This window comes from Mesorhizobium sp. WSM3862 (assembly GCF_002294985.1).
GTDB lineage: Bacteria > Pseudomonadota > Alphaproteobacteria > Rhizobiales > Rhizobiaceae > Mesorhizobium.
This window is the reverse complement of record NZ_NSGE01000002.1, coordinates 642,543-667,282: the sequence shown is the minus strand read 5'-3', so window position 1 is coordinate 667,282 and position 24,740 is coordinate 642,543. Positions and strand designations below refer to the sequence as shown.

28 protein-coding genes are annotated in these 24,740 nt (G+C 63.3%); 17 read left to right on the top strand and 11 right to left on the bottom strand.

Annotation, left to right across the window (positions count from 1 at the left end; all coding sequences use genetic code 11):
• The first annotated feature begins 138 nt into the window (after positions 1-138).
• From CK224_RS07470 to CK224_RS07455, 4 genes are all read left to right on the top strand, one after another.
• Complete coding sequence (locus CK224_RS07470) at positions 139-672, top strand: MarR family transcriptional regulator (protein WP_095777371.1); 534 nt, start codon at positions 139-141, stop codon at positions 670-672.
• Positions 659-1,378: a response regulator transcription factor gene (locus tag CK224_RS07465; protein WP_059188911.1), complete on the top strand. Its 720-nt coding sequence runs from the start codon at positions 659-661 to the stop codon at positions 1,376-1,378. The genes CK224_RS07470 and CK224_RS07465 overlap by 14 nt, the downstream gene beginning before the upstream one ends.
• Positions 1,379-1,501: 123 nt before the next feature.
• A complete protein-coding gene (locus tag CK224_RS07460; protein WP_067327137.1) occupies positions 1,502-2,845 on the top strand; it encodes an ATP-binding protein in 1,344 nt (447 codons plus the stop codon).
• Between the two features lie 203 nt (positions 2,846-3,048).
• Positions 3,049-4,113, top strand: coding sequence for a glycosyltransferase family 1 protein (locus tag CK224_RS07455; protein ID WP_095781294.1), 1,065 nt, complete (start codon positions 3,049-3,051; stop codon positions 4,111-4,113).
• On the opposite strand, the gene CK224_RS07450 is transcribed toward CK224_RS07455, so the two are convergent.
• The 3 genes from CK224_RS07450 to CK224_RS07440 all read right to left on the bottom strand — a co-directional run bounded on the left by CK224_RS07450 (position 4,105) and on the right by CK224_RS07440 (position 5,607).
• The gene (locus tag CK224_RS07450) at positions 4,105-4,464 is read right to left on the bottom strand and encodes a tRNA-binding protein (protein ID WP_066994400.1); all 360 of its coding nucleotides are present in this window, start codon (positions 4,462-4,464) and stop codon (positions 4,105-4,107) included. The genes CK224_RS07455 and CK224_RS07450 overlap by 9 nt on opposite strands.
• An 18-nt stretch (positions 4,465-4,482) precedes the next feature.
• Positions 4,483-4,983: a YbjN domain-containing protein gene (locus CK224_RS07445; protein ID WP_066994911.1), complete on the bottom strand. Its 501-nt coding sequence runs from the start codon at positions 4,981-4,983 to the stop codon at positions 4,483-4,485.
• Positions 4,984-5,304: 321 nt separating this feature from the next.
• Positions 5,305-5,607 (bottom strand): accessory factor UbiK family protein, encoded by a 303-nt coding sequence (locus tag CK224_RS07440; RefSeq protein WP_066994397.1) that lies wholly within the window; start codon positions 5,605-5,607, stop codon positions 5,305-5,307.
• Between the two features lie 131 nt (positions 5,608-5,738).
• On the opposite strand from CK224_RS07440, the gene lgt reads away from it, so the two are divergent.
• From lgt to CK224_RS07410, 6 genes are all read left to right on the top strand, one after another.
• Positions 5,739-6,593, top strand: coding sequence for a prolipoprotein diacylglyceryl transferase (gene lgt / locus CK224_RS07435; RefSeq protein ID WP_095781293.1), 855 nt, complete (start codon positions 5,739-5,741; stop codon positions 6,591-6,593).
• Entirely contained in the window at positions 6,590-7,657 is a 1,068-nt protein-coding gene (locus CK224_RS07430; protein ID WP_095781292.1) for a class I SAM-dependent methyltransferase, read from the top strand. Before lgt ends, CK224_RS07430 begins: the two co-directional genes overlap by 4 nt.
• A 108-nt stretch (positions 7,658-7,765) precedes the next feature.
• The gene (gene pgeF, locus CK224_RS07425) at positions 7,766-8,554 is read left to right on the top strand and encodes a peptidoglycan editing factor PgeF (RefSeq protein ID WP_095781291.1); all 789 of its coding nucleotides are present in this window, start codon (positions 7,766-7,768) and stop codon (positions 8,552-8,554) included.
• Complete coding sequence (locus tag CK224_RS07420; protein WP_095781290.1) at positions 8,554-9,705, top strand: Xaa-Pro peptidase family protein; 1,152 nt, start codon at positions 8,554-8,556, stop codon at positions 9,703-9,705. Before pgeF ends, CK224_RS07420 begins: the two co-directional genes overlap by 1 nt.
• 55 nt (positions 9,706-9,760) lie before the next feature.
• The gene (locus CK224_RS07415) at positions 9,761-10,375 is read left to right on the top strand and encodes a hypothetical protein (protein ID WP_095781289.1); all 615 of its coding nucleotides are present in this window, start codon (positions 9,761-9,763) and stop codon (positions 10,373-10,375) included.
• 163 nt (positions 10,376-10,538) lie between these two features.
• On the top strand, positions 10,539-11,474 hold the full coding sequence (locus CK224_RS07410; RefSeq protein WP_066994382.1) for a ribose-phosphate pyrophosphokinase: 936 nt from the start codon (positions 10,539-10,541) through the stop codon (positions 11,472-11,474).
• 1 nt (position 11,475) lies between these two features.
• Here the strand turns inward: CK224_RS07410 and CK224_RS07405 are convergent, their stop codons facing one another.
• Positions 11,476-12,360 carry a helix-turn-helix transcriptional regulator gene (locus CK224_RS07405; RefSeq protein ID WP_095781288.1) on the bottom strand — a complete coding sequence of 295 codons (885 nt, stop codon included), beginning with the start codon at positions 12,358-12,360 and terminating at the stop codon, positions 11,476-11,478.
• 132 nt (positions 12,361-12,492) lie between these two features.
• Here CK224_RS07405 and CK224_RS07400 point away from each other — a divergent pair, with 132 nt between their 5' ends.
• Positions 12,493-13,722: an MFS transporter gene (locus CK224_RS07400; protein ID WP_176477870.1), complete on the top strand. Its 1,230-nt coding sequence runs from the start codon at positions 12,493-12,495 to the stop codon at positions 13,720-13,722.
• A 72-nt stretch (positions 13,723-13,794) separates the two neighbouring features.
• On the opposite strand, the gene CK224_RS07395 is transcribed toward CK224_RS07400, so the two are convergent.
• A complete protein-coding gene (locus CK224_RS07395; RefSeq protein ID WP_095781286.1) occupies positions 13,795-14,658 on the bottom strand; it encodes an alpha/beta hydrolase in 864 nt (287 codons plus the stop codon).
• Positions 14,659-14,808: 150 nt separating this feature from the next.
• Here CK224_RS07395 and CK224_RS07390 point away from each other — a divergent pair, with 150 nt between their 5' ends.
• Positions 14,809-15,252: a MarR family transcriptional regulator gene (locus tag CK224_RS07390; RefSeq protein ID WP_066994371.1), complete on the top strand. Its 444-nt coding sequence runs from the start codon at positions 14,809-14,811 to the stop codon at positions 15,250-15,252.
• Positions 15,253-15,383: 131 nt separating this feature from the next.
• On the opposite strand, the gene CK224_RS07385 is transcribed toward CK224_RS07390, so the two are convergent.
• Positions 15,384-16,037, bottom strand: a complete 654-nt coding sequence (locus tag CK224_RS07385; protein WP_095781285.1) for a glutathione S-transferase family protein — start codon at positions 16,035-16,037, stop codon at positions 15,384-15,386.
• Between the two features lie 388 nt (positions 16,038-16,425).
• Between CK224_RS07385 and CK224_RS07380 the strand changes: the two genes are divergently transcribed.
• The 5 genes from CK224_RS07380 (at position 16,426) to CK224_RS07360 (ending at position 20,047) form a co-directional block, all read left to right on the top strand.
• Complete coding sequence (locus tag CK224_RS07380) at positions 16,426-17,070, top strand: 50S ribosomal protein L25/general stress protein Ctc (protein ID WP_095781284.1); 645 nt, start codon at positions 16,426-16,428, stop codon at positions 17,068-17,070.
• A 25-nt stretch (positions 17,071-17,095) separates the two neighbouring features.
• Positions 17,096-17,818: an aminoacyl-tRNA hydrolase gene (pth, locus tag CK224_RS07375; protein WP_095781283.1), complete on the top strand. Its 723-nt coding sequence runs from the start codon at positions 17,096-17,098 to the stop codon at positions 17,816-17,818.
• Positions 17,819-17,912: 94 nt separating this feature from the next.
• On the top strand, positions 17,913-19,016 hold the full coding sequence (ychF, locus tag CK224_RS07370) for a redox-regulated ATPase YchF (RefSeq protein ID WP_095777301.1): 1,104 nt from the start codon (positions 17,913-17,915) through the stop codon (positions 19,014-19,016).
• A 102-nt stretch (positions 19,017-19,118) separates the two neighbouring features.
• A complete protein-coding gene (locus CK224_RS07365; protein WP_066994904.1) occupies positions 19,119-19,580 on the top strand; it encodes a MaoC family dehydratase in 462 nt (153 codons plus the stop codon).
• A complete protein-coding gene (locus tag CK224_RS07360) occupies positions 19,577-20,047 on the top strand; it encodes a MaoC family dehydratase (RefSeq protein ID WP_095781282.1) in 471 nt (156 codons plus the stop codon). The genes CK224_RS07365 and CK224_RS07360 overlap by 4 nt, the downstream gene beginning before the upstream one ends.
• Positions 20,048-20,121: 74 nt before the next feature.
• Here the strand turns inward: CK224_RS07360 and CK224_RS07355 are convergent, their stop codons facing one another.
• The 5 genes from CK224_RS07355 to petA form a co-directional block, all read right to left on the bottom strand.
• On the bottom strand, positions 20,122-20,667 hold the full coding sequence (locus tag CK224_RS07355; RefSeq protein WP_066994354.1) for an adenine phosphoribosyltransferase: 546 nt from the start codon (positions 20,665-20,667) through the stop codon (positions 20,122-20,124).
• Between the two features lie 205 nt (positions 20,668-20,872).
• Complete coding sequence (locus tag CK224_RS07350; RefSeq protein WP_095781281.1) at positions 20,873-21,568, bottom strand: phosphatase PAP2 family protein; 696 nt, start codon at positions 21,566-21,568, stop codon at positions 20,873-20,875.
• Positions 21,569-21,707: 139 nt separating this feature from the next.
• A complete protein-coding gene (locus tag CK224_RS07345; RefSeq protein ID WP_095781280.1) occupies positions 21,708-22,565 on the bottom strand; it encodes a cytochrome c1 in 858 nt (285 codons plus the stop codon).
• 19 nt (positions 22,566-22,584) lie between these two features.
• Positions 22,585-23,889 carry a cytochrome b N-terminal domain-containing protein gene (locus CK224_RS07340; protein ID WP_095781279.1) on the bottom strand — a complete coding sequence of 435 codons (1,305 nt, stop codon included), beginning with the start codon at positions 23,887-23,889 and terminating at the stop codon, positions 22,585-22,587.
• Positions 23,890-23,906: 17 nt separating this feature from the next.
• Positions 23,907-24,467: a ubiquinol-cytochrome c reductase iron-sulfur subunit gene (gene petA, locus CK224_RS07335; protein ID WP_066994342.1), complete on the bottom strand. Its 561-nt coding sequence runs from the start codon at positions 24,465-24,467 to the stop codon at positions 23,907-23,909.
• Positions 24,468-24,740 lie beyond the last annotated feature (273 nt).

The window sequence follows — 24,740 nt, the reverse complement described above, 5'->3', positions numbered from 1 at the left end:
CAAACTTAGGAAGTTCCGGAAAAACGGCTTCCGCTTGCCTTTTCGTTCGCAATCCGCCGAAAAGCTTGTCAAAAATTATCATTTGCGGGAAATTACGTCAACAGTACTGACGTAATTCCCGCTTGGCATGGAGAAATGATGACGGAACGAAGCCCCGCAGCCGGAAAACCGATCAGGACGGCGATCACCGACGAGGACGGCATCGACTTTGCCATCATCGAGCTGTTTTTCTTCGCCTATCGCGACTTCACCTCCGATCCCGACCAGATCCTTGCCGATTACGGCTTCGGCCGTGCCCATCACCGCGTCCTGCATTTCGTCAACCGCAGGCCCGGACTGACGGTAGCCGAGCTGCTCGACGTGCTGAAGATCACCAAGCAGAGCCTGGCGCGGGTGTTGAAGCAGCTGATCGACACGGACCATATTGTCCAGGTGCAAGGGTTGCGCGACCGCCGGCAGCGCGAGCTCTATCCGACTGCCAAGGGCCGCGCGCTGGCACTGGCGCTGGCACGGCCACAGTCGCGCCGCATCCGTGCTGCATTGGAAGATTCCGGGACCGCCGAACGCGCCTCGATCGAGAGATTCCTCGAGGCGATGGTCAATCCGGAACTTAGAGCGCAGATCGACATTGTGCCTGCGCAAACATCGGGGAAGAAAAATGGAGACCACTGAGAAGGTTGATCATCCGGCAGCGCCCGGCGATGATGCGCCGCATCTGCTGGTGGTCGACGACGACACCCGCATTCGCAATCTGCTCAAGCAATATTTGTCCGAGAACGGTTTTCGGGTCACCGTCGCCGGCAACTCCGGCGAGGCCCGGCGCAAGCTCGCGGGGCTGGACTTCGACCTGCTCGTGCTTGACGTCATGATGCCCGGCGAAACCGGCGTCGACCTCACCAAGGCGCTGCGGGCCGAGAAGAACGTGCCGATCCTGATGCTGACGGCGCTGTCGGAAACCGACAGCCGTATCACCGGGCTCGAGGCCGGCGCCGACGACTATCTGCCGAAGCCCTTCGATCCGCGCGAGCTCATCCTGCGCATCAACAACATCCTGCGCCGCGGCGGCCCGGCGGCGACGCCGAAAGTCGAGCAGCTCGTTTTCGGCCCCTACACGTTCCAGATCGCCAAGCGCGAACTGAAGCGTGGCGGCGAGGCGCTGAAGCTGACCGACCGCGAGCAGGAAATCCTGGCGATCTTCGCCGCCCGGGCGGGCGAAACAATACCGCGGCACGAGCTCGTCGGCGACGAATCGGATGTCGGCGAGCGGACCATCGACGTCCAGATCAACCGGCTGCGCCGCAAGATCGAGCGCGATCCGTCCAATCCGGTGTGGCTGCAGACCGTGCGCGGTATTGGGTATCGGCTCAGCGTGGAATAACATGCTCGCAGACGGCCTTGGCTGAATGGCCGTCTACGAGCGGAAGGGCCAATGGCGACCACGCAACTGGAAAAGCCCAAGACCGGGAGCCCCGGCGATCTCGCTTTGCGGACGCTGAGGGCGATGCCGCGCGCCTGGAACCGGTTCTGGCGCCTGGTCGCGCTCTACATGCCGAAGCGGCTTTATGCCCGCTCCCTGATCATCGTCATCGCGCCGATGATTCTTTTGCAGTCGGTCGTCGCCTTCGTCTTCATGGAGCGCCACTGGCAGACTGTTACCCAACGCCTGTCGCAGGCGACGATCGCAGACATCGCTGCCATCATCGACATGATGGAGACCTATCCCCACGACGCCGATTACGCCAACATCATCCGCATCGCCCAGGACCGCATGCAGCTGAAAGTGGATCTGCTGCCGCCCGATCCGCTGCCGGCCCCCGGGCCGAAGCCGTTCTTCTCAATCCTCGACACGGCCCTGTCATCGGAGATTACCCGACAGATCAACCGTCCCTTCTGGATCGACACGGTCGGCAACTCCAATGTCGTCGAGGTCCGCGTCCAGCTCGAAGGCAAGGTCCTGCGCGTCTTCGTGCGTCGCAGCCAGGCTTATGCCTCAAACACCCATATCTTCCTGATCTGGATGGTCGGCACCTCGCTGGTGCTCTTGATGATCGCCATCCCCTTCCTGCGCAATCAAATAAGGCCGATCTTGACCTTGGCCGAAGCCGCCGAGAGCTTCGGCAAGGGCCGGCCGATGCCGCGCGATTTCCGTCCGCGCGGCGCGGAGGAAGTGCGCCGCGCCGGCTTCGCCTTCATCCAGATGCGCGAGCGCATCGAGCGCCAGATCGAGCAGCGTACCGCCATGCTGACCGGCGTCAGCCATGATCTCAGGACCATTCTGACCCGCTTCAAGCTGCAGCTGGCCCTGGCTGGCGGCAAGGCCGAGACCAAGGCAGCGCTGAACCAGGACATCGACGACATGCAGTCGATGCTGGAGGGCTATCTCTCCTTTGCCCGCGGCGAGGCGGCGGAAGACACCGGCCGCTTCGATCTTGATGCCTATTTCCAGAAGCTTGGCGAGGAAGCGCAACTGCGCAAATGCAAGCTGTCGACGACACTGACCGGCGATCCGACCGTGCATGTGCGGCCGAACGCCTTTGCCAGGCTGATGTCCAACGTCATCGGCAATGCCTTCCGATATGCCAAGACGGTCGAGGTCCATGCCAATCACGGCCGCGGCTCGCTGACCGTCACCATCGACGATGACGGTCCCGGCATCGCGCCGGACAAGCGCGAGGAAGTGTTCAAGCCATTCCTGCGGCTCGACGAAGCGCGCAATCTCGATGCCAGCGGCACCGGCCTTGGTCTGTCGATCGCCCGCGACATCGCCCGAACCCATGGCGGCGACATCATGCTTGAAGACAGCCCGCTGGGCGGTCTGCGAGCCGTGATCAAGGTGCCGGCTTAGTCGGACAGAGACGGCCTTCATCCCCCCGTCATGAAATCATGGTCAAGAGCGCGCATGAAGCGCGCGACCTTTATCGATTCGGTTATGCCGCCCCGCTTCGATCCCGCACCCGCCCGGGTGCGCTGGAGCGAAGCGCGAGCTGCAGCCTGGCTGCCGTTCCGCCATCGTGCCGGCGCGCCCAAGAACCTGTGCGAAGGGTCGTCATGCGAATCATGATGGTCACCGACGCATGGCGACCGCAAGTCAACGGCGTGGTTCACACGCTGGAGCGGCTTACCGAAACGCTGAAATCCTTCGACGTCCAGGTCGATTTTCTGACGCCGAACATCTTCCGCACCTTGCCGCTGCCGACCTACCCGGACATTCGGCTCGCCTTGACAACCCCCAGTCATGTCGCGCGGCTGATCGAAGCGCACAAGGCCGACCACATCCACATTGTCACCGAAGGGCCGCTCGGCATCATGGCGCGCCGCTACTGCCGCAAGGCCGGCCGTCCCTTTACCACCAGCTACCACACGCGTTTCCCCGAATATCTCAGCGCCCGCCTGCCGGTGCCGGAGAGGTGGGCCTATAACTGGCTGCGCGAGTTCCACAATTCCGGACAGGGCACGTTGGTCGCTACGCAATCGTTGGCGGACGACCTTGCCTCGCGCGGCTTCGATAAGCTGAGGCCCTGGACTCGCGGCGTCGACACCGATCATTTCCGGCCGAACAAACGCAAGGACACCAGCTTTCCCCGCCCCATCTTCCTCTGCGTCGGCCGTGTCGCGATCGAAAAGAACCTGACCGCCTTCCTCGATCTAGATCTCCCCGGCAGCAAGGTGGTGGTCGGCGAAGGGCCGGAACTGGCAAAGCTCAGCGCCCGCTATCCGAACGCGCATTTCCTCGGCCATCGCCCGAACGACGAACTGGCGGAAATCTACGCTTCGGCTGACGTCTTCGTCTTTCCGAGCCGCACCGACACCTTCGGCAACGTCATCATCGAGGCTCTGGCCAGCGGCACGCCGGTGGCCGCCTATCCGGTGACCGGACCGATCGACATCGTCGGCGACGGCGTCGGCGGGGCCGTATCCGAGGATTTGCGCGAGGCGGCGCTCAAGGCGCTTCACATTGACCGCGCGGAGGCGCGCCAGCGCGCACTGCGCTACAGCTGGAAGTCATGCGCCGAGATGTTCCTCGACGTTGTCGAAGAAGCGCTGGGGATGCCGCGCAAGCGCGCCGATCAGAACGCGGTGACGTCGGGCCGGCCCAGGCTTGTTCTAGAATAGACGCCCGCCGTCCGGCACTTTGCGCTCGATGGCGCCGAGCACGACGGCGCCCTCCTCGTCCGGAAAGCCAAGCGTCAGCACTTCCGACATGAACGGGCCGATCTGGCGCGGCGGGAAATTGACCACCGCGAAGACCTGCCGGCCGATCAGCGTCTCCGGCGCATAATATTTGGTGATCTGCGCCGACGACTTCTTCACCCCGATCGCCGGGCCGAAATCGATCTTCAGCTTGAATGCCGGCTTGCGCGCCTCCGGAAAGGGCTCAGCCTCGACGATCGTGCCGGCACGGATGTCGACACGATCGAAATCGGCAAAACTGATCTCCGGCTTGCGCTCGCTGCTGGAACTCATCGGCGGTATTGGCTTCGCTCAGGCGCTTCCATGGGTTTCAAAGAGCACGCTCGACAGCGCGTCCTTGGCCGACGTACCCGACCAGACGACGAATTGGAAGGCCTGGAAATAGCATTCGCAGGCCTCTAACGCCGATGACAGAAGCACCTCGACCTGCTGGCTCGACGGCTCGACCCCGCCGGCGAGCAGCAGCGATTGCCGGAACATGATCGCGCCCTCCTGCTCCCACAGGTCGAAATGGCCAAACAGCATCTGTTCGTTGATTAGCGAAAGGAGTCGCATCACCTCCAGCGCGCGCGTTTCCGGCACCTTGATGTCGAACGCGCAGGCCAGATGCAGCGCTTCGAAATCTTCCATCCAGGAAAAGGAGACATGATAGTCGGTCCAGCTGCCTGTTACCGAAATCGAAATCTCGTCGTCGCCGGCGCGTTCGAAGGACCAGTCATTGTTGTGGGCCACCTGCTCGATGACGTCCACCGGGTGGATTTCGCGGGAGAATTCGAGTTCGAGGAGTTCCATGAATGCTTCCTGTCGTTCTGAGAGCGCCGCCACACGCTCCGCAAGAGAGGGCACGCACAACGAACAATCTTGTCTAGAACTCGGACGGCCAGGACTTTCCAAACGCAAAGACCCCAACCGGACCCCACCGCCCGGCGCATGACCCTGCTTCGAATCATGCAACAAATTCAGTCTATTGATCGGGAGTCGCGTGAACAGCCCAATTTTTCGCACTGCGTCATTCGCATGTGGAAAGGCGCTGTCAAAAAGATTCATGCAATGCCGGTAAGCGATTCACGGCAAAGCGATTTTTCGGATCGTGCTTTGTGGAAAAGTTTACGATTATTTTTTTGATCTGGGCTTCGCCGCAGCCGCAGGTGCGGCTTGCCCGGTCAATTCGGCGAGCTTGGCCTCGAGCGCTTCGACGCGCACCGCAAGCTGGATGTTGTCTTCTCTTGCCTTGACGGCCATCTCGCGCGCGGCCTCGAACTCCTCGCGTTTCACCACATCCATGGAGTTGAGCAGGCGCTCGGCCTGGCTGCGGAAAGCCGTCTCCATCTCGCGCCTGACGCCTTGGGCTGCCCCCGCGGCATCGGTCATCAGCTTGGCGAATTCATCGAGAATGCGGTTCGTTCCGGTCGACATGGCAAATCCTCGCTTGATTATTTGACGTAGTGGCGCGCGGCACGGATTGCAAGCAAAGCGTGCCTTGACCCCGCCAAAACCCTGCCGCATGGTCCGCGCCCGATAGACGACCGCAACCGGAGCGACCCAGTTTGAGCGAATATTTCCTGCTGCCGCTGGCCTCCCTGCTCTTCCCCAATATCGACCCGGTCATCGTCCATATCGGGCCGCTGGCGGTGCATTGGTATGGCGTCGGCTACATCGTCGGCATTCTGTTCGCCTGGTGGTACGCCAAGCGCCTGGTCAGCAATGCCAGCCTTTGGCCGGACGGCAAGCTGCCGATGAAGCCCGAGGATCTTGACGATTTCATCGTCTGGGCGGCGATCGGCGTGGTGCTCGGCGGGCGCACCGGCTATGTCCTCTTCTACGACCTTCCACGCTATATCGCGCATCCGCTCGACATCTTGGCGGTCTGGCAGGGCGGCATGTCGTTCCATGGCGGACTGCTCGGCGTGATCCTCGCCATGACCCTCTTTTCGCTCAAGCGCGGCATTCATACCTGGACGCTGTTTGACGTCGTCTCGGCCGGCGTGCCAGTCGGCCTTGGGCTGGTGCGTGTGGCCAATTTCATCAATTCGGAGCTCTGGGGCCGTCCATCGGACGTGCCCTGGGCGATCGAATTCCCCAATGGCGGCCCGTTCACCCGGCATCCCAGCCAGCTCTACGAGGCGCTGCTGGAAGGTCTTGTGCTCTTCCTGGTGCTGCGCTTTCTCACCCACTCGCGGCTGAAGCTGAAGACACCGCGCTTCGTCGGCGGCGCCTTCATCTGCGGCTACGGCCTGTCTCGCATCTTCGTCGAGTTCTTCCGCGAGCCTGACCAGCAGCTCGGTTATCTGCTCGGCACCAACTGGCTGACCATGGGCATGGTCCTGTCCTCGCCGATGGTGCTCGCCGGCATCTGGGCCATGGCCACCGCAAAGCCGACGACGCAGACGCAGCCGGCATGACCAGGCTGAAGGAGCGCATCATCGGCCTGATCGGCGCGGTGGGGCCGATCCCGGTCAGCGAATACATGGCGCTCTGCCTGTTCGACCCTGAGGACGGCTATTATACGACGCGCGAGCCCTTCGGCGCCGCCGGCGACTTCGTCACCGCGCCGGAGATCAGCCAGATGTTCGGCGAGCTTGTCGCCGTCTGGCTCTACCAGGCCTGGCAAGGCGGCGGGCGTCCGCTGCCAGCCACCTTCGCCGAAATCGGGCCCGGTCGCGGCACGCTGATGAAGGACATGCTGCGCACCTGGTCGCGCCTCGATCCGGCGCTTGCCGCCGAGGCTTCCTTCGCCATGATCGAGACCAGTCCGCGCCTGACCGAAATCCAGAAAGAGACGCTCGCCGGCCAGAGCCCCGCCCTGAGCTGGCACCAAACCATCGACACGCTGCCGCAGCAGCCGCTCTTCATCATCGGCAATGAACTCTTCGACGCCGTGCCGATCCGCCAGTTCGTCTATGTCGGCGCCGGCTGGCGCGAGCGCATGGTCGGGCTCGACGAACAAGACAATCTTCATTTCTTCGCCGGCGCGGGTTCCGTCGACCCGGCGCTGCTGCCGGCCGGTGCGGCCGATGCTCTGCAAGGCGCCATCGTCGAGGTGGCGCCGGCCCGCGCCGCGCTGATGGCAGCGATTGCCGAGCGTATCGCCGGCCATGGCGGCGCCGGGCTGTTCATCGACTACGGCCATCTTGAGCCGGGCTTCGGCGACACATTGCAGGCTGTGCGCAGGCACGATCACGAAGACGTGCTGGCCAATCCCGGCGGGGCCGACCTTACCGCTCACGTCGATTTCGCCGCGTTGGCCGCAGCCGTCCGGGAGCACGGCCTCCAGGCGGAACTGACCACGCAGAGCGAATTCCTGCTCGGCATGGGCTTGCTCGAGCGCGCCGGCGCGCTGGGCGCCCGGGCCGATGATGTCGCGCGTCAGGCGATTTCCGAGGCGGTCAAGCGCCTTGCCGGCCCCGATGCGATGGGCGAGCTGTTCAAGGTGATGAAGATCCTGCCAGCCGCGAAAACTGGCTGACATCGGCGGGCAACCCGTGCAAGCTGACCCTGCCACTTGCCCGAGCCTCACATCCCCCAACCGAACTCCACCTTGACGAAATCGCCCACGCGGACAACAAACCCTTCCATGCTGAATCAGACCAGACCCGATCCAGTACGCTCGCCGCTGCTTGCGAAGGCGCCAGGCATACGCCACGGCTATTTCACCCGCATCGGCGGCGTCTCCGGCGGCATCTATCAAGGCCTCAACATCGGCACGGGCTCCGGCGATGATCAGACGCTGGTTGCCGAGAACCGTCGCCGCGTTGCCTACTGGATGGGCGTGCCGGCGGATCATCTCCTCACCGCGCACCAGGTCCATTCTCCCGATGTCGTCATTGCCAGGGAGCCTTTTGCCGGCCCTCGCCCCCAGGCCGACGCCATCGTCACCGACCGGCCGGGCATCGCTGTCGGCGCCTCGACGGCCGATTGCGGTCCGGTGCTGTTCGCCGACGCGGAGGCGCGCGTCATCGGCGCGGCCCATGCCGGCTGGAAAGGCGCCCTCACCGGCGTGCTCGAAAACACCGTAGACGCGATGGAAGGGCTCGGCGCCCGCCGCGATCGCATCGTCGCCGTGCTCGGCCCTTCCATCGGACCCGACAATTACGAGGTGGGACCGGAATTCGTCGCTCGCTTCATCGAGGCCGACGCCGGCAATCAACGCTACTTCAAGTCGTCGCAGAACCCTGGCCACTCGATGTTCGACCTCAACCAATATACGGTCGACCGGTTGCGCAAGGCCGGCGTGACCGCCGACGGGCTCGGCCGCTGCACTTACGCCGAAGAACACCTTTTCTATTCCTACCGCCGCACCACCCACCGCAGGGAAGCGGATTACGGGCGGCAGGTCTCGGCAATCGTTCTGGAGAAAGAGTAATGGCGCTGCATTTCGAACGTTCGGAATTCGACGCGCGGCGCGACCGGCTGCTGATCGAGATGGCCGAGAAGAAGCTCGACGCCGTGCTTTTGTTCGCGCAGGAGAGCATGTACTGGCTGACCGGCTACGACACTTTCGGCTTCTGCTTCTTCCAGTGCCTGGTGGTGAAGGGCGACGGCTCGATGGTGCTGCTCACCCGCTCGGCCGATTTGAGGCAGGCGCGAAACACCTCGACCATCGAGAATATCGTATTGTGGACCGATCGTGATGGCGCCAATCCCGCGATCGACCTGCGCAACCTGCTCAACGATCTCGATCTGCTTGGCGCCCGCATCGGCGTGGAATACGATACGCACGGCCTCACGGCCTACAATGGCCGTCGCGTGGACGAGCAGTTGCAGACCTTCGGCCAGATCGCCGATGCTTCCGGAATCGTCGGCCGGCTGCGTCTCTTCAAGAGTCCGGCCGAGATCGCCAAGGCCGAAAAAGCCGCAAGCCTCGCCGACGATGCGCTCGATGCCGCGCTGCCCCTGATCAAGCAGGGCGGCGACGAGGCGCTGATCCTGGCCGCCATGCAAGGAGCAGTTTTTGCCGGCGGCGGCGACTATCCCGCCAACGAATTCATCATCGGGTCCGGCGCCGATGCCCTGCTCTGCCGCTACAAGGCCGGCCGCCGCAAGCTCACCAAGAACGACCAACTGACGCTCGAATGGGCGGGCGTCTTCCATCACTATCACGCGGCGATGATGCGCACCGTTTTGACCGGCAAGGTCTCGAAGCGCCACCAGGAACTGTTCGATGCCGCCCGCGCGGCTCTGCTTGCCGTCGAGAAGGCGATGACGCCGGGCAATTCCTTCGGCGACGTCTTCGACTCGCATGCCCGCACGCTCGAGGCGCATAATCTGACCAAGCACCGGCTGAACGCCTGCGGCTATTCGCTCGGCGCCCGCTTCACGCCGTCCTGGATGGACATGCCGATGTTCTACCAGGGCAATCCGGAGCCGATCGCGCCCAGCATGACGCTGTTCGCGCATATGATCATCATGGATTCGGAAACCGATACGGCGATGACGCTCGGCCGCACCTATCTTACCACGGAATCGGCGCCGAAGCCGCTCTCGCGCCATGATCTCGACTTGATCGTGCAGTGAATCCATAATGGTTGGTTCACGCGGGGGCGTTCGCCACCAGGGAGTTGTCGGGCAAATGAGACGATCGCAGGTGACGACCGTGTCATTGCTTGCGGCGCTGGCGCTGGCCGCCTGCACCAACGCCAAGGACGTCCTCGATCCTTCTGCCGTCAAGCCGCCGGCGGGTTCGGCCCAGGCTCTGCCGGCCACCCAGGGCACGTCGGCCACCGCATCGCCAACAACGACCACCGCGCCCGCGCCCACAGCGACCGCGGCGGCTTCAACGCCTGCCACGCCGGCTCAGGCCGCCGCCATCGCCAAGACCCGGCTGCAGGTAGCGCCGATCGTCGGCGCCTCGGTGGAGGCCGCAGCACCCTTGACGGCGGAATTGCAGACGCGCGCCAGGCAGCGCGGCGTGACCCTTGTCGGCAGCACCGACCAGACGGCGACGCATGTGCTGAAGGGTTATTTCTCGACCATGTCCGAAGGCAAGGACACCACAGTCATCTATGTCTGGGATATCTACGATCCGTCGGGCAACCGCCTGCATCGCATCAATGGCCAGCAGAAAGCGGTTTCCGTCGACAGCGGCGAAGGCTGGCCGGCGGTACCGCCGGCCACCATGCAGGCCATCGCCGACCAGACGATCGATCAGTTCACCGCGTGGCTCGGCAGCGGCGGCGCCGGTTGATCGACCAACCTGTTGCCGGCTTGCGATCCAGCCGGCCTTTGTTGCGCCTTGTCGAACGATTCCCGATCACGAGGCTTGCAATACCGGCGCGGGCCGCTAAAAGCCCGGCATAAAGGCTCATGAGAGTCTGTCCGGTCTCTCCATCCTTCACCAGGAACGGTGCATGAAGCTTTTTGCGGGCAATTCCAACAGGGTGCTGGCCGAAGCGGTCGCTCGCTATCTCAACATCCCGCTGGGCAAGGCCAGCGTCAGGCGCTTCGCCGATCAGGAGATCTTCGTCGAGATCCAGGAGAACGTGCGCGGCGAGGATGTCTTCATCCTGCAGTCGACCTCCTATCCGACCAACGACCATCTGATGGAGCTGCTCATCATGATGGACGCCTTCATGCGCTCCTCAGCAAGGCGCATCACGGCGGTCATTCCCTATTTCGGCTACGCCAGGCAGGACCGCCGCGCCTCAGGCCGCACGCCGATTTCGGCCAAGCTCGTCGCCAACATGATCACCCGCGCCGGCGCCGATCGCGTGCTGACGCTCGACTTGCACGCCGGCCAGATCCAGGGCTTCTTCGACATCCCGACCGACAATCTGTTCTCGGTGCCGGTGATGGCCCGGGATGTGAAGGCGAAATACAAGCAGCTCGGCAATGTCGTCGTCGTATCGCCCGACATCGGCGGCGTGGTGCGGGCGCGCGCGCTTGCAAAACGCTTCGATGCGCAGCTCGCCATCGTCGACAAGCGCCGCGAGCGGCCCGGCGAATCCGAGGTGATGAATATCATCGGCGCCGTCGCCGGCAAGGATTGCCTCTTGATCGACGACATCGTCGATTCCGGCGGCACGCTCTGCAACGCGGCCGATGCCTTGCTCGCCAACGGCGCGACCAGCGTCACTGCCTACATCACCCATGGCGTGCTCTCGGGCGGCGCCGTTGCCCGCATCAGTGGCTCGAAACTGCAAGAACTGGTGATCACCGATTCCATCCAGCCCAGCCAGGCCGTGCTCGACGCGCCCAACATCCGCGTCATCTCGATCGCCGACCTGATGGGCGAGGCGATCTCGCGCACGGCGACCGAAGAATCGGTTTCAAGCCTGTTCGACTAGACTAGACCGCGGCGCTGCTGGCCTGAACCGGGCCGCTTGATCGCTTTGCCCCCTCGCCTGACTCGCGCGCGCCGCGCATATAGCCGCGAGGCGAGCTGCCGAGCATGCGCTTGAACATGGTGATGAACGCCGGCACGCTATCATAGCCAAGATCGAACGCCACGCTGGTGATGGGTTCGCCGTCGGCGAGCCTCGGCAGCGCCGCGAACAGGCAGGCCTGCTGGCGCCAAGTGGAGAGCGACAGCCCGGTCTGTCGGTGGAAGGCGCGTGTGAAGGAGCGCCGGCTCATGCCAGCGGCATCCGCCCATTCGTCGATCGTCGCATGTGGCGAAGGCGCCGCGACAAAGCGCCGGCAGAGCGCCGCAAGCTTCGGATCCGACGGAAAAGGCAGGCCGAGCGGCCGCTCCGGCAGGTTCGGGATCTCATGCAGCAGGAGCCGCATGATCAGCCCGGCGCGTCCTTCGAGCTCGCCGCCCTGCGGCAGCTTCTCCGATTCCACGATCAGGCTGTGCATCAGCTCGGTGATGCCGACGACGCGCAAGCCCTCCGGCAGGCCGGGAATTGCATCCGGCACCACATAGACCGAGCGCATCGAGACATCGCCCAGCATCTCGACCGAATGCTCGATGCCGGCCGGTATCCACATTGCATGGTCGGGCGGCACCATCCAGCGGCCGTGCTTGGTCGTCACCAGCACGACGCCGACAAGCGCATGCAGCAACTGGCTGCGGCTGTGGCGGTGCCGCGGCACGTGGTAGCCGTCGGGATATTCGGTCGGCAACGCAACCGCCGGCCCGACCGCCTGCTCCAGCCACTGCCAGCGGCTTTCATGCAGCCGGCCGAGCTCGGCGGCATCGCCCCTGAAGATTTCCCGGCCATGCGGCATTCGATGTGGCCCACTTGCGAAACTATTGGACCAAACCACGAAAGAAGTCGCCATTCAAGCCGATTATAAGACAAGCGGGCCAATAAAGCTGGCTGGCTGCGGTTCGCCGCCAAAAAGACCCGGAGCATTGCCTTGACCGATACGACCGCCACCGCCGTCGCCAACCCAGCGCCGGCAAGCCACACCTCGGCGCAAGCGACGGCCTTCACCGTCATTCTTGCGGTGAGCTTCTGCCACTGCGTCAACGACATCATGCAGTCGCTGCTTTCGGCGATCTATCCGCTGCTCAAAGAGAATTACGGTCTCGATTTCTGGCAGATCGGCCTTCTTACGTTCACTTTCCAGGTAACGGCCTCGCTGCTGCAGCCTGTGATCGGCATGATCACCGACAAGCGGCCGATGCCCTATTCCTTGCCTTGGGGCATGGCCTCGTCACTGGTCGGGCTGGTGGTGCTCGCGCATGCCGGCCATTACTGGCTGCTCCTGATCGGCGCCTCGCTGATCGGTATCGGCTCGGCGATCTTCCATCCGGAATCCTCGCGCATCGCCCGCTTCGCCTCGGGCGGCCGCTTCGGTCTCGCGCAATCGCTGTTCCAGGTCGGCGGAAATTTCGGCCAGGCGATGGGCCCGCTGCTCGCCGCCTTCATCGTCGTGCCTTTCGGCCAGACCAGCATTTCCTGGTTCGCCGTCGGCTCGCTGATCGGCATCGTCGTGCTGTGGCAGGTTGGCGGCTGGTACAGCCGGCTGCGCGCCTCGATGGCCAGCCGCAAGCCGGCGGCTCACGTCTCGCCCTTCCCACGCAAAAAGGTCATGGGGGCATTGGCGGTGCTGACGCTGCTGGTGTTGAGCAAGAACGCCTATATCGCCTCGCTGTCCAGCTACTACACCTTCTACGCCATCCATAAGTTCGGCGTTTCGGTGCAGATGTCGCAGGTCATGCTCTTCCTGTTCCTCGGCGCCTCGGCGCTTGGCATCCTGCTCGGCGGCCCGTTCGGCGACCGCTACGGACAAAAGGCGATGATCTGGTTCTCGATCGTCGGCGTTCTGCCCTTCACGCTGGCGCTGCCTTACGCCAATCTGGAATGGACGATGGTGCTTACCGTTGTGATCGGCCTGATCCTGTCGTCGGCCTTCTCCAACATCGTCGTCTTCGCGCAGGAACTGGTTCCCGGCCGCGTCGGCATGATCGCCGGCATCTTCTTCGGCTTCGCCTTCGGCATGGGCGGCATCGCTGCGGCCGTGCTCGGCGTCATCGCCGACATGAAAGGCATCGACTTCGTCTACCACGTCTGCTCGTACCTGCCCTTCCTCGGCCTGCTGACCGTGTTCCTGCCGAACATGAAGGAGGCCAGGAAAGCCTGAGCCGGCCACTCCGGACGAGCTCCAGAGAGCAAAGCACCCGCGCGATGGCGGGTGCTTCTCTGGCGCTGGGACTCAGGCCTGGAAGAAAGCCAGGAGGTCGGCATTGATGACCTCCGCATGGGTCGTCGCCATGCCGTGCGGAAGGCCCTTGTAGACTTTGAGCTCGCCCTTCTTGAGCAGCTTGATCGCGAGCAGCGCCGAATCCGCGATCGGCACGATCTGGTCGTCGTCGCCATGCATGACCAGCACCGGCACGTCGATCTTCTTCAGGTCCTCGGTGAAGTCGGTTTCCGAGAACGCCTTGATGCAGTCGTAATGCGCCTTGGCGCCGCCCATCATGCCCTGCCGCCACCAATTGTCGACCACACCTTCCGACACCGTCGCGCCTGGACGGTTGAAGCCGTAGAAAGGGCCGGCCGGAACGTCGCGGAAGAACTGGGCGCGGTTCGTCGTCAGCGCCGAGCGAAAGCCGTCGAACACTTCGATCGGCAGGCCACCGGGATTGGCAGCGGTCTTGAGCATGATCGGCGGCACCGCTCCGATCAGCACAGCCTTGGCGACACGGCCTCCGGAACCGTACTGCGCGACATAGCGCGCCACTTCGCCACCGCCGGTCGAATGCCCGACATGGATGGCGTTCTTGAGGTCGAGATGCGCAACCAGCGCCGTCACATCGGCGGCGTAGGTGTCCATCTCATTGCCGGTGTCAGTCTGGCTGGAGCGGCCATGGCCGCGGCGGTCATGGGCGATGACCCGATAGCCCTTGGAGAGGAAGAACAGCATCTGGGCATCCCAGTCGTCGCTGCTCAGTGGCCAGCCATGGTGGAAGACGACCGGCTGACCGGTGCCCCAATCCTTGTAGTAGATCTGCGTGCCGTCGTTGGTGGTGATCGTGCCGCTGCCCGAGCCGGCCTTCGCATGTGAAGCTTCAGTCATCTCAATCTCCTTTGTCATTATCGCGATAAATGATATCGCGATAATGATATGTTTAGCGCAACGATGACTTCTTGTCCACGATAATATGTATCGCGATATGATTTTTTGTGCTAAAGAGCCTCACGACGTCGACAAAAGGATCATGGCGCGATGCCTCTGCCCCTGGACAATCAGCTCTGTTTCGCGCTCTACGCCACGAGCATGGCGATCAACCGTACCTACAAGCCCATGCTCGACGAGATGGGGATCACGTATCCCCAGTATCTCGTGCTCAATGCGCTTGGAGAGGCCGATGGCATGTCGGTCGGCACCATAGCGCGCCGGCTGGCGCTGGAATCGAGCACCGTCACGCCGCTCGTCAAGCGCATGGAGCAGGCGGGTCTGGTGACCCGCCAGCGCAGCCATGACGATGAGCGGCAGGTGCAGGTCGATCTCACCGCGGCAGGCCGGGCGCTGCTCACGCAATGCAGCTGTCTGGGCGAAACGCTGGTCGAGCGTTCAGGCATGACCTCGGCCGAGATCGATGCTCTCACGCGAAAAGTCCGGGCGTTGCGCGATGCGTTGAGCGGCGACCAATCGGCTGATGCTGCCTGACCTCCAAACGCCGGACAAAGTCTGCTTAGTGCAGGCCACGGCCCGCGTCCCATCGCAGGGGCGAGCCATTTCCGCCGCGGCTTGGCAGGCATCCTCGACGATGGTCCAAAAAAGACGTTCAAAATCCTGGCTTAGCCCGGCGCCGCCTCGCTGCTGACCGGCGGCAGTTGCGGCGCATCCAGCCCCTGGAACGGGTCGCGCCAGGCATCGATATGATCGATCCGCCGATACCAGCGGCTGAGCGACGGATAGTCATCGAGCGGCAACCGGGCGGCATCATTGAACGCGAGAAAGGTCGCCATACGAAAGTCGGCATAGCAAACCGAATTGCCGACCAGCCATTGGCGCCCGCAAAGCTCGGCTTCAAGGATGGCGGCCGTCATGTGGAACTGCCTCAGCCCCTCCTCGACCAATGCCTTGTCGATCGGCCCCAGTCCCCAGCGCTGTTTCGTGCCGCGCTCGAAATGCACCATGTCGCAGGCCCTGACGAAATTCTCCTTGCCCCAGCTCAGCCAGCGGATCATCTGCGGCTCGTCGTCGCCGGTGCGCCAGAAATCCGAATGCATGTCGCGCGAGAGCCGGCATGCGATCGCATCGGCTTCCCACAGGCTCCATCCCGGGCCGACCAGGATAGGCAAGGTCAAATTGGGGTTCAGCGCGCGGTAGCGCTCGGCCTGCCCTGGTGCCATGGGCGAGGCGAATTCGAAGGCGACATCGGCCTTCAGATAGCGCGCCGCCGCGACCGCGAGGCGAGGATTGGGATTGCGGCTGAACAGTAGTTTCATGTCGATCTCCGGTCCTTCGATTGCCTGCCAAGGACGTTTGAAACCGGCCCGATGCTACATGACGCATGCGGGCGGGACCCGGCGCAACTCGCCAGATCCGACGGAGCAACGCGTCGGCTATGCCTCCCCGACCGGATATCATCGCGCAGCGTGGCCGAGCCTTCCCGTTCAACGGCTTGCGCCCCTGCCCGCCTTCCGCTATAGAGCCGCCACCCGCGTAGACACCCTTGGAGGCAACGCGGAGGAAGGCCGGCCAGGCCTGCATGATCCTCGAAGCGTTTGGACAGCCAAAAGCGTTGGATCGACCATGCGAGGCCGCGACGGCTTTCGACGTTTACGGATGGGCTTGCCCGCCGCGAACGCTCCATAACACGCGAAAGGAAATGCCATGAGCCACGAGGCTTACGAGCTCAAGGCCGAAGCGCGCGAACAGGTCGGTAAGGGGTCCGCCCGTGCAGTTCGCCGCAACGGCAAAGTGCCTGCAGTTATTTACGGCGACAAGCAGCCCCCCCTGGCGATCGCCCTCAACTACAAGGACATCTTCTACAAGATCCACGGCGGCGGGTTTCTGACCACGATCGCTACGATCGATGTCGACGGCAAGAAGATCCAGGTTCTGCCGAAGGATTTTCAGCTCGACCCTGTCAAGGACTTCCCGGTCCATGTCGACTTCCTGCGCATCGGCAAGGACACCGAGGTCAATGTCGACGTGCCCGTCCACTTCATCAATGAGGACAAGTCGCCCGGCATCAAGCGCGGCGGCGTGCTCAACATCGTTCGTCACGAAGTCGAGTTCCACTGCCCTGCCAACGCGATCCCGGAATTCATCACCGTCGATCTCGCCGGCACCGAAATCGGCGACTCGATCCACATTTCGGCGGTTGTCCTGCCGGCCGGCGTCAAGCCGGTGATCTCCGATCGCGACTTCACCATCGCGACCATCGCCGGCTCCGCGGCAATGAAGCCGGAGACGGAGGAGACTGCCGAAGCGGCGGCGCCGGAAGCTGAGGCCGCTGAGGCCGAAGAGAAGTAATTTCTCTCAGCGCCAGGAGACAACGATGCTTGTCTTTGCAGGCCTCGGCAATCCGGGCGCGAAATATCAGAACAACCGACACAATGTCGGCTTCATGGCGGCGGACGCGATAGCCCGCCGCCATTCCTTTTCGCCCTGGTCGAAGAAGTTCCAGGGCCTGATCGCCGAGGGCGCGCTGGGCGGCGAAAAGATACTTTTGATCAAGCCGCAGACCTTCATGAATTTATCCGGCCAGTCGGTCGGCGAGGCGTTGCGCTTCTACAAACTCGATGCCGCCGCCCTCACCGTCTTCTACGACGAGATCGATCTTGCCGCCGGCAAGCTCAGGGTCAAGGTCGGCGGCGGTTCCGGCGGCCACAACGGCATCCGCTCGCTCGACCAGCATGTCGGCAACGCCTATCGCCGGGTGCGTATCGGCGTCGGCCATCCCGGCGTCAAAGAGATGGTGCACGGGCATGTGCTCGGCGATTTCGCCAAGGCTGACCGTGAATGGCTCGACGTGTTGCTTGACGCGATCGCCGACGACGCCGGATTGCTGGCCAAGGGCGACGACAACTCCTTCATGAACCGCATCACCCTGGCGCTGCGCGAAAAGCTCGTGCCGACCGGCGATGACGATCGGCCTCCGCCCAAGGAGCCAAAACAGCAGAGCCATATCCGCCAGGCCCGCCCGCAGCAGCCGCCGGCGAAGGTTCCCGAGAGCGGGCCGATGGCCGCGATGCTGAAGAAGCTGTTCGGAAAAGACTGAGCGTCGAAACGATCATGCCAAGGGCTTGACGATCGTCCTCGCTTTCGCCCATAGCCCTCACCAAATCTCGAATTCCCGATAGGACCGGACGAATATGGGTTTCAAATGTGGCATCGTTGGCTTGCCCAACGTCGGCAAGTCGACGCTGTTCAACGCGTTGACTAGGACGGCTGCCGCGCAGGCCGCCAACTATCCTTTCTGCACCATCGAGCCGAACACCGGCGAGGTGGCGGTTCCGGACCCGCGGCTGCAGAAGATCGCCGCGATCGGCAAGTCGAAGGAGATCATCCCAACCCGCATCTCCTTCGTCGACATTGCCGGACTGGTGCGCGGCGCCTCCAAGGGCGAAGGTCTGGGCAATCAGTTCCTCGCCAACATCCGCGAGGTCGACGCCATCGTGCATGTGCTGCGCTGCTTCGAGGATGACGACATCACCCATGTCGAGGGCCGCATCGATCCGGTCGCCGACGCCGAGACCGTCGAGACCGAGCTGATGCTCGCCGATCTCGAAAGCCTGGAGCGCCGCATCGTGCAGGTCCGCAAGCGCGCCGCCGGCAAGGACAAGGAAGCAATGACTGTTCTGCCGATGATGGAGGCGGCGCTCGAACTGCTGCAGGCAGGCCGTCCGACCCGCGTCCTGCTCAATGGCATCGCGGCGGAGGATCTGCGCATCCTGCAGGGCCTGAACCTGCTCACATCGCATCCCGTGCTCTATGTCTGCAACGTCGCTGAGGCGGACGCTGCCACGGGAAACGAGCATACAAAGGCGGTGGAGAAGATGGCCGCCGCGCAGGGTGCCGGCACGGTGGTGATCTCGGCGGCGATCGAGGCGGAAGTTGCCCAGCTTTCCGACGAGGAGGAAATGGAGTTCCTCGCCTCGATCGGCCTTGACGAGCCGGGCCTCAACAAGGTGATCCGCGCCGGCTACGAGCTCTTGCATCTGATCACCTATTTCACCGTCGGGCCGAAGGAGACGCGCGCCTGGACCATCCACAAGGGCGATAAGGCACCGCAAGCTGCCGGCGTCATTCACACCGACTTCGAACGTGGTTTCATCCGCGCCCAGACGATCTCCTACAACGACTTCGTCACGCTCGGCGGCGAAGTGGCGGCCAAGGAAGCCGGCAAGGCGCGCGACGAAGGCAAGGAGTATGTCGTCCAGGACGGCGACATCATGCTGTTCAAGTTCAACACCTGAGTGCCTGGCTGGCTCACCAGAAAGGACTTGACCAAATTGGCTCGGGCCTCCATCCGGGATGCCGACCTTCGGGATCACGCGTTCGTCAACCGGATTGCCGACATGACCGGAAAGACCTGGGCCTATGAGGATTTCGTCGAGGGCGCCTCGCTCGACCTCGGCAGCAAGAATGTGAGCGCCGCCGAGATCATCGAGTTTGCCAGTGAATTCGATGCCCAGCCTATGCATCTCGACGAGGCGGCCGGCAAGGCCAGCATCCTGGGCGGCCTTTCGGCTTCGGGCTGGCACACTTGCGCGATGTTCATGCGCATGCTGTGCGATGCCTTCCTGCTCGATTCGACCTCGCAAGGCTCACCCGGCATCGAGCATGTCAAATGGAAGAAGCCGGTTCTGGCCGGTGACCGTCTCACCGGCAAGGTCACCGTGCTTTCCAAGCGCCAGTCCAAGTCGCGGCCGCAGATCGGCCTGGTCAGCATGCGCAGCGAGCTGTTCAACCAGCGCGGCGAATGCGTCTTCGAGCTTGAGAACACCGGCATGTTTCTGACCCGCGGGGCCGTCGCGTGACCCTGGACGAGTATTTCCTCATCGGCCAAACCGTCACCCTCGGCGCGCACAAATTCGAGGCCGACGAGATCAAGGCGTTCGCCAGGAAATACGATCCGCAAATCTTCCATGTCGACGAGGAGGCGGCGAAGAAGAGCATGCTTGGCGGTCTCTGCGCCTCCGGCTGGCACACCGCCGCCACCTGGATGAAATACAACCTCGAAAAGCGCATGGAGACCGAGGGCGTGCGTTGGACCGGTCCCGGCCCGCAGCCCGAATTCGGCCCCTCGCCCGGGTTTCGCAACCTCAAATGGCTGAAGCCGGTCTATGCCGGCGAAACCGTGACCTTCACCCGCACAGCGCTTGCCCATCGGCCCCTTGCCGGCCGCCCCGGTTGGAGCCTGCTCACGCTGCGTTCCGAAGGTTTCGACTCCACCGGCGATAAGGTCATCGAGTTCGACAGCGCGGTGCTGGTGAAGGTGGAGTAGCGAATGGTGAATAGTGAATGGTGACTAGTGAACCATTCCCTATTCACCATTCACTATTCACCATTCAACACTGATTAATGCCCCTCGAAGCCGATCAGCGTCCTTACCGGCACGCCGAGCGCTTCCAGTTTCTGGCGCCCGCCGAGATCCGGCAGGTCGATGACGAAGCAGGCGGCGACGATGTCGGCGCCGATCTGCCTGAGCAGCTTGACGGCCGCCTCCGCCGTGCCGCCGGTGGCGATCAGATCGTCGACCAGGATCACCTTCTCGCCTTGCGAGACGCCGTCCTTGTGCATTTCCATCTCGTCCAGACCGTATTCGAGGCTGTAGGCGACGCGCACGGTCTCGTAAGGCAGCTTGCCCTTCTTGCGGATCGGGACGAAACCCGCCGAAAGCTGATGCGCCACTGCGCCGCCCAGGATGAAGCCCCGCGCCTCGATGCCGGCAATCTTGTCGATCTTCAGCCCGGCGTAAGGATGCACAAGCTCGTCGATGGCGCGGCGAAAGGCGCGAGCGTCGCCGAGCAGCGTGGTGATATCGCGAAACAGGATGCCGGGTTTGGGGTAATCCGGAATGGTGCGGATGGCCGCAAGCAGCGTGTCTTCGAGCGAGGGTTTCATGAGACGAGCTCCGCGTGTCCGGCTGTCGGGTATAACGGCGTCGACGCGCCCGGCGCAACGCAACCAACAACGGCTACCGCGATGGAGCCCGGGAGACAAGCGCATCCGGCAAAGGATCGGCATCGCCTGCCTTGCTCCCGTGCCGGCGCCGCAAGCGAAAAGGGCGCCCGCTGGCGCCCTTGTAGAAACGTCGGCGACCGACGGCTCACATGCCGAGGTCGGACCGCAGCTCGGATCGCGCCACCTCGAACTCGGCCTTGAAATCGGGCCGGCTGAGCAGGACCGCGGCGATCACGCTGCCGGAAATCTTGCCCATCTCGACATCGGACGGATAATGGATGCCGCCGACCACGCGGTTATGGGCATATTCGGCCGCGCGGGCCATGATCTCGGCCCGCTTCTCCGGCACCATGTCGGACAGGATGATGCCCATCATGGTGCCGACCGTCGCATGGCCCGACGGCCAGGAACCGGAATTCGACAGCTTCACCGCCGGTTTGACCAGATCACTGAGCTGATGCGGACGCGGCCGCTTCCAGACGTCCTTGGCCGGATCGACGACCGCACCTTCGGTCGCCACCACGCGGTCGAAGAAGGCGCTGAACTTCGGCAGCGTCTCCTTGCTGAATTTCGGTCCCATGACATCGGCGAAGCGCCAGACATCCTCTTCGGCATCGGCGATAGCACGCTTTTCCATTTCGGGAGTTCGCGTCACTTGCAGGGTCAGCACCTCGCCGAGTTCTGCCTTGGTCTCGGCCGAATCATTGGCCGGCGGCGGCGGCAGGATCATCGTCAGGTCGATGTCCTTCTTGGTGACGAAGGGCTGGGCGTCCTCGGCGCGGACTGCCGAGGAGGCGACAAGAAGCAGCACCACGGCTGCAAGCGGCGCAAGTCTTTTCATGAGGACGATCCTTTGAGGTGAGCCAACGCAGGATCGCGATGCGCAATGACAGCCATGTGACACGGCCGGATCAAAGCGGTCCCGAAATTGAAAAGGGCGCCTTTGCGGCGCCCCTCGAAAGTGTCTGACCGATCGCGGTTCAGTGCGCCACTTCGGCCCACACCTTGCGCTTGGTCAGGTAGACCAGCGCGCCGAACAGCAGCAGGAACACCAGGACGCGGAAGCCGGTCTTCTTGCGCTCTTCGAGATGCGGCTCGGCGGCCCACATCAGGAACGCCGACACGTCGCGCGAATACTGGTCGACCGTCTGCGGCGAGCCGTCGTCATAGGTCACCTGGCCGTCCGAAAGCGGTTTCGGCATCTTCAGCGACACGCCGGACAGGAAGTATGGATTGTAGTGCGTGCCTTCGGGGATCACCATGCCGGCCGGCGGCGTCTGGTCGTAGCCGGTGAGCAGCGAGTGGATGTAGTCCGGGCCGCCCTGAGCATACTGGGTGAAAATGTCGAAGATGAAACGCGGAAAGCCGCGCTCGACGCCGCGCGCCTTGGCGAGCAGCGACATGTCGGGCGGAGCGGCGCCGCCATTGGCGGACGCGGCGGCCTGTTCGTTCGGGAACGGCGACGGGAAGTGATCCGACGGCTTGCCCGGGCGGTCGAACATGTCGCCGGCATCGTTCGGGCCGTCATGGATGGTGTACTCGGCGGCAAGCGTCTTGATCTGCGCTTCCGAGTAGCCGAGGCCTTCCAGCGTGCGGAACGCCACCAGGTTCATTGAGTGGCAGGCCGAGCAGACTTCCTTGTAGACCTTCAGGCCGCGCTGCAGCTGAGCCTTGTCGTAGGTACCGAACGGCCCGGCGAAGCTCCAGCTCATTTCCTTCGGTTCATTGATCGGGAAATGCGTCGGGGCCGCCGCGTTGTGTTCCTCTTCGGCGGCGATGGCAGCGGTGCCCGCGACCACCAGGCCAAGCAGCGCCAGCGCGGTGAGAATCTTCTTCATGCCAAATCCCCTCAGATTCTCAGCCCTTGGTTTCCGGCGCGCTGACCGCGCCTGCCGGATGCCCGCCGGCTCCCTTGTTTTTCTTTTCCAGCACCGCCTCGGTGATCGAGTTCGGCAGCCGCCGCGGCGTCTCGATCAGGCCGAGCACCGGCATCACGACCAGGAAGAAGGCGAAGTAGAACAGCGTCGCCATCTGCGCCATGAACACGTAAGAGCCTTCCGCCGGCTGCGAGCCCAGCCACCCGAGCAGGATGGCGTCGGCCACGAACAGCCAGAAGAACAGTTTGTACCAGGGCCGGTAGACCGCCGAGCGCACCTTGGAGGTGTCGAGCCACGGCACCAGGAACAGCATGGCGATGGCGCCGAACATGCACAGCACGCCGCCGAGCTTGGAGTTGATCGGCCCGATGTTGAAGGTGATGGCGCGCAGGATCGCGTAGAACGGCAGGAAGTACCATTCCGGAACGATGTGGGCCGGCGTCTTCAGCGGATTGGCGACCGTGTAGTTGTCCGGATGGCCGAGGTAGTTCGGCAGGTAGAAGACGAAATAGGCGAAGAAGAACAGGAACACGATCATGCCGAACGCGTCCTTGATGGTCGCATAGGGCGTGAAGGCGACGGTGTCGGTCTTCGACTTGACCTCAATGCCGGTCGGGTTCGACTGGCCGACGACATGCAGCGCCCAGACGTGCAGCACGACGACGCCGGCGATCATGAACGGCAACAGGTAATGCAGGGCGAAGAAGCGGTTCAGCGTCGGATTGTCAACGGCGAAGCCGCCGAGCAGCAGTTCCTGGATCCAGTTGCCGACCAGCGGGATGGCGCTGAAGAAGCCGGTGATGACGGTGGCGCCCCAGAAGCTCATCTGTCCCCAAGGCAGCACATAGCCCATGAAGCCGGTCGCCATCATCAGGAGGTAGATGATGCAGCCGAGGATCCAGAGCAGCTCGCGCGGCGCCTTGTAGGAGCCGTAGAACAGCCCGCGAAAGATGTGGATGTAGACGGCCACGAAGAAGAACGAGGCGCCGTTGGAATGGAGATAGCGCAACAGCCATCCCGAATTCACGTCGCGCATGATCTTCTCGACCGAATCGAAGGCGAGTGCGGTGTCGGACGTGTAGTGCATGGCCAGCACGATGCCGGTGAGGATCTGCGATACCAGCATGATCGACAGGATGCCGCCGAACGTCCACATGTAGTTGAGGTTGCGCGGCACCGGATAGGCAATGAAGCTGTCATAGACAAGCCGGGGAAGCGGCATACGGGCGTCGAACCAGCGTCCGAGACCCGTCTTCGGTGTGTAGGTGGAGTGTCCCTCGCTCATCGAAATATCCCCCTGCCTCAACCGATAAGGATCTTGGTATCGGAAATGAATTTAAACACCGGGATCGCCATGTTCTCCGGCGCCGGGCCTTTGCGGATGCGGCCGGCGGTATCGTACACCGAGCCGTGGCACGGGCAGAACCAGCCGCCGAAATCGCCTTCCTGGCCGAGCGGGATGCAGCCGAGATGGGTGCAGACCTGCACCATGACCATCCAGGCTTCCTTGCCGGGCGTGGTGCGGTTGGCGTCGGTCGCCGGCGCATCGGCCGGCAAGTTGGCATTGCGGGCGATCGGATCCTTGAGATCGTTGAGGCTAACCGCCGCGCCGTCCTTCATTTCCTTGTCGGTGCGGTTGCGCACCACGACCGGCTTGCCGCGCCACTTGACGACCAGCGAGCTGCCGGGCTGCAGCGAGGAGACATCGACCTCGACAGAAGCCAGCGCCAGCGTCGAGGCATCCGGCTGCATCTGGTCGATGAACGGCCAGGCGACGGCCCCAGCGCCGACCACGCCGGCCATGCCGGTGGCGATGTAGAGAAAATCGCGACGGTTGGGATCGTGGATGTCGGTTGCGCTCACGGGTGCCTGATCCTTTCGCCTCTTTCCGTGCCGGCGGCCGAGCCTTGTCCCCGCTCAATCGCGCCGGCCCGACAGCGCATGGCGAACAGGCTAGCGAATTCCTCCGGCATTTGGAGGTTCGGTTTATGCGTGAAGCCCGTTTTTGTCCAGACGCGTGGAGGCACAAGGGCACATTGTCGCGGGCACATGCCGCGGCCCGCGCAACGGCTTGATGATCGGACCGCCGAACAGCGCTAAATAGCGCTAACTTCAGCGGTAAATCGGAACTCCGCT

Bases quoted from the DNA above. Each gene is read 5' to 3' on its own strand.
- CK224_RS07470 (WP_095777371.1), top strand. From the start codon at position 139: ATGACGGAACGAAGCCCCGCAGCCGGAAAACCGATCAGGACGGCGATC.
- CK224_RS07465 (WP_059188911.1), top strand. From the start codon at position 659: ATGGAGACCACTGAGAAGGTTGATCATCCGGCAGCGCCCGGCGATGAT.
- CK224_RS07460 (WP_067327137.1), top strand. From the start codon at position 1,502: ATGCCGCGCGCCTGGAACCGGTTCTGGCGCCTGGTCGCGCTCTACATG.
- CK224_RS07455 (WP_095781294.1), top strand. From the start codon at position 3,049: ATGCGAATCATGATGGTCACCGACGCATGGCGACCGCAAGTCAACGGC.
- CK224_RS07450 (WP_066994400.1), bottom strand. From the start codon at position 4,464: ATGAGTTCCAGCAGCGAGCGCAAGCCGGAGATCAGTTTTGCCGATTTC.
- CK224_RS07445 (WP_066994911.1), bottom strand. From the start codon at position 4,983: ATGGAACTCCTCGAACTCGAATTCTCCCGCGAAATCCACCCGGTGGAC.
- CK224_RS07440 (WP_066994397.1), bottom strand. From the start codon at position 5,607: ATGTCGACCGGAACGAACCGCATTCTCGATGAATTCGCCAAGCTGATG.
- CK224_RS07430 (WP_095781292.1), top strand. From the start codon at position 6,590: ATGACCAGGCTGAAGGAGCGCATCATCGGCCTGATCGGCGCGGTGGGG.
- pgeF (WP_095781291.1), top strand. From the start codon at position 7,766: ATGCTGAATCAGACCAGACCCGATCCAGTACGCTCGCCGCTGCTTGCG.
- CK224_RS07420 (WP_095781290.1), top strand. From the start codon at position 8,554: ATGGCGCTGCATTTCGAACGTTCGGAATTCGACGCGCGGCGCGACCGG.
- CK224_RS07415 (WP_095781289.1), top strand. From the start codon at position 9,761: ATGAGACGATCGCAGGTGACGACCGTGTCATTGCTTGCGGCGCTGGCG.
- CK224_RS07410 (WP_066994382.1), top strand. From the start codon at position 10,539: ATGAAGCTTTTTGCGGGCAATTCCAACAGGGTGCTGGCCGAAGCGGTC.
- CK224_RS07405 (WP_095781288.1), bottom strand. From the start codon at position 12,360: ATGCCGCATGGCCGGGAAATCTTCAGGGGCGATGCCGCCGAGCTCGGC.
- CK224_RS07395 (WP_095781286.1), bottom strand. From the start codon at position 14,658: ATGACTGAAGCTTCACATGCGAAGGCCGGCTCGGGCAGCGGCACGATC.
- CK224_RS07390 (WP_066994371.1), top strand. From the start codon at position 14,809: ATGCCTCTGCCCCTGGACAATCAGCTCTGTTTCGCGCTCTACGCCACG.
- CK224_RS07385 (WP_095781285.1), bottom strand. From the start codon at position 16,037: ATGAAACTACTGTTCAGCCGCAATCCCAATCCTCGCCTCGCGGTCGCG.
- CK224_RS07380 (WP_095781284.1), top strand. From the start codon at position 16,426: ATGAGCCACGAGGCTTACGAGCTCAAGGCCGAAGCGCGCGAACAGGTC.
- pth (WP_095781283.1), top strand. From the start codon at position 17,096: ATGCTTGTCTTTGCAGGCCTCGGCAATCCGGGCGCGAAATATCAGAAC.
- ychF (WP_095777301.1), top strand. From the start codon at position 17,913: ATGGGTTTCAAATGTGGCATCGTTGGCTTGCCCAACGTCGGCAAGTCG.
- CK224_RS07365 (WP_066994904.1), top strand. From the start codon at position 19,119: ATGACCGGAAAGACCTGGGCCTATGAGGATTTCGTCGAGGGCGCCTCG.
- CK224_RS07355 (WP_066994354.1), bottom strand. From the start codon at position 20,667: ATGAAACCCTCGCTCGAAGACACGCTGCTTGCGGCCATCCGCACCATT.
- CK224_RS07350 (WP_095781281.1), bottom strand. From the start codon at position 21,568: ATGAAAAGACTTGCGCCGCTTGCAGCCGTGGTGCTGCTTCTTGTCGCC.
- CK224_RS07345 (WP_095781280.1), bottom strand. From the start codon at position 22,565: ATGAAGAAGATTCTCACCGCGCTGGCGCTGCTTGGCCTGGTGGTCGCG.
- CK224_RS07340 (WP_095781279.1), bottom strand. From the start codon at position 23,889: ATGAGCGAGGGACACTCCACCTACACACCGAAGACGGGTCTCGGACGC.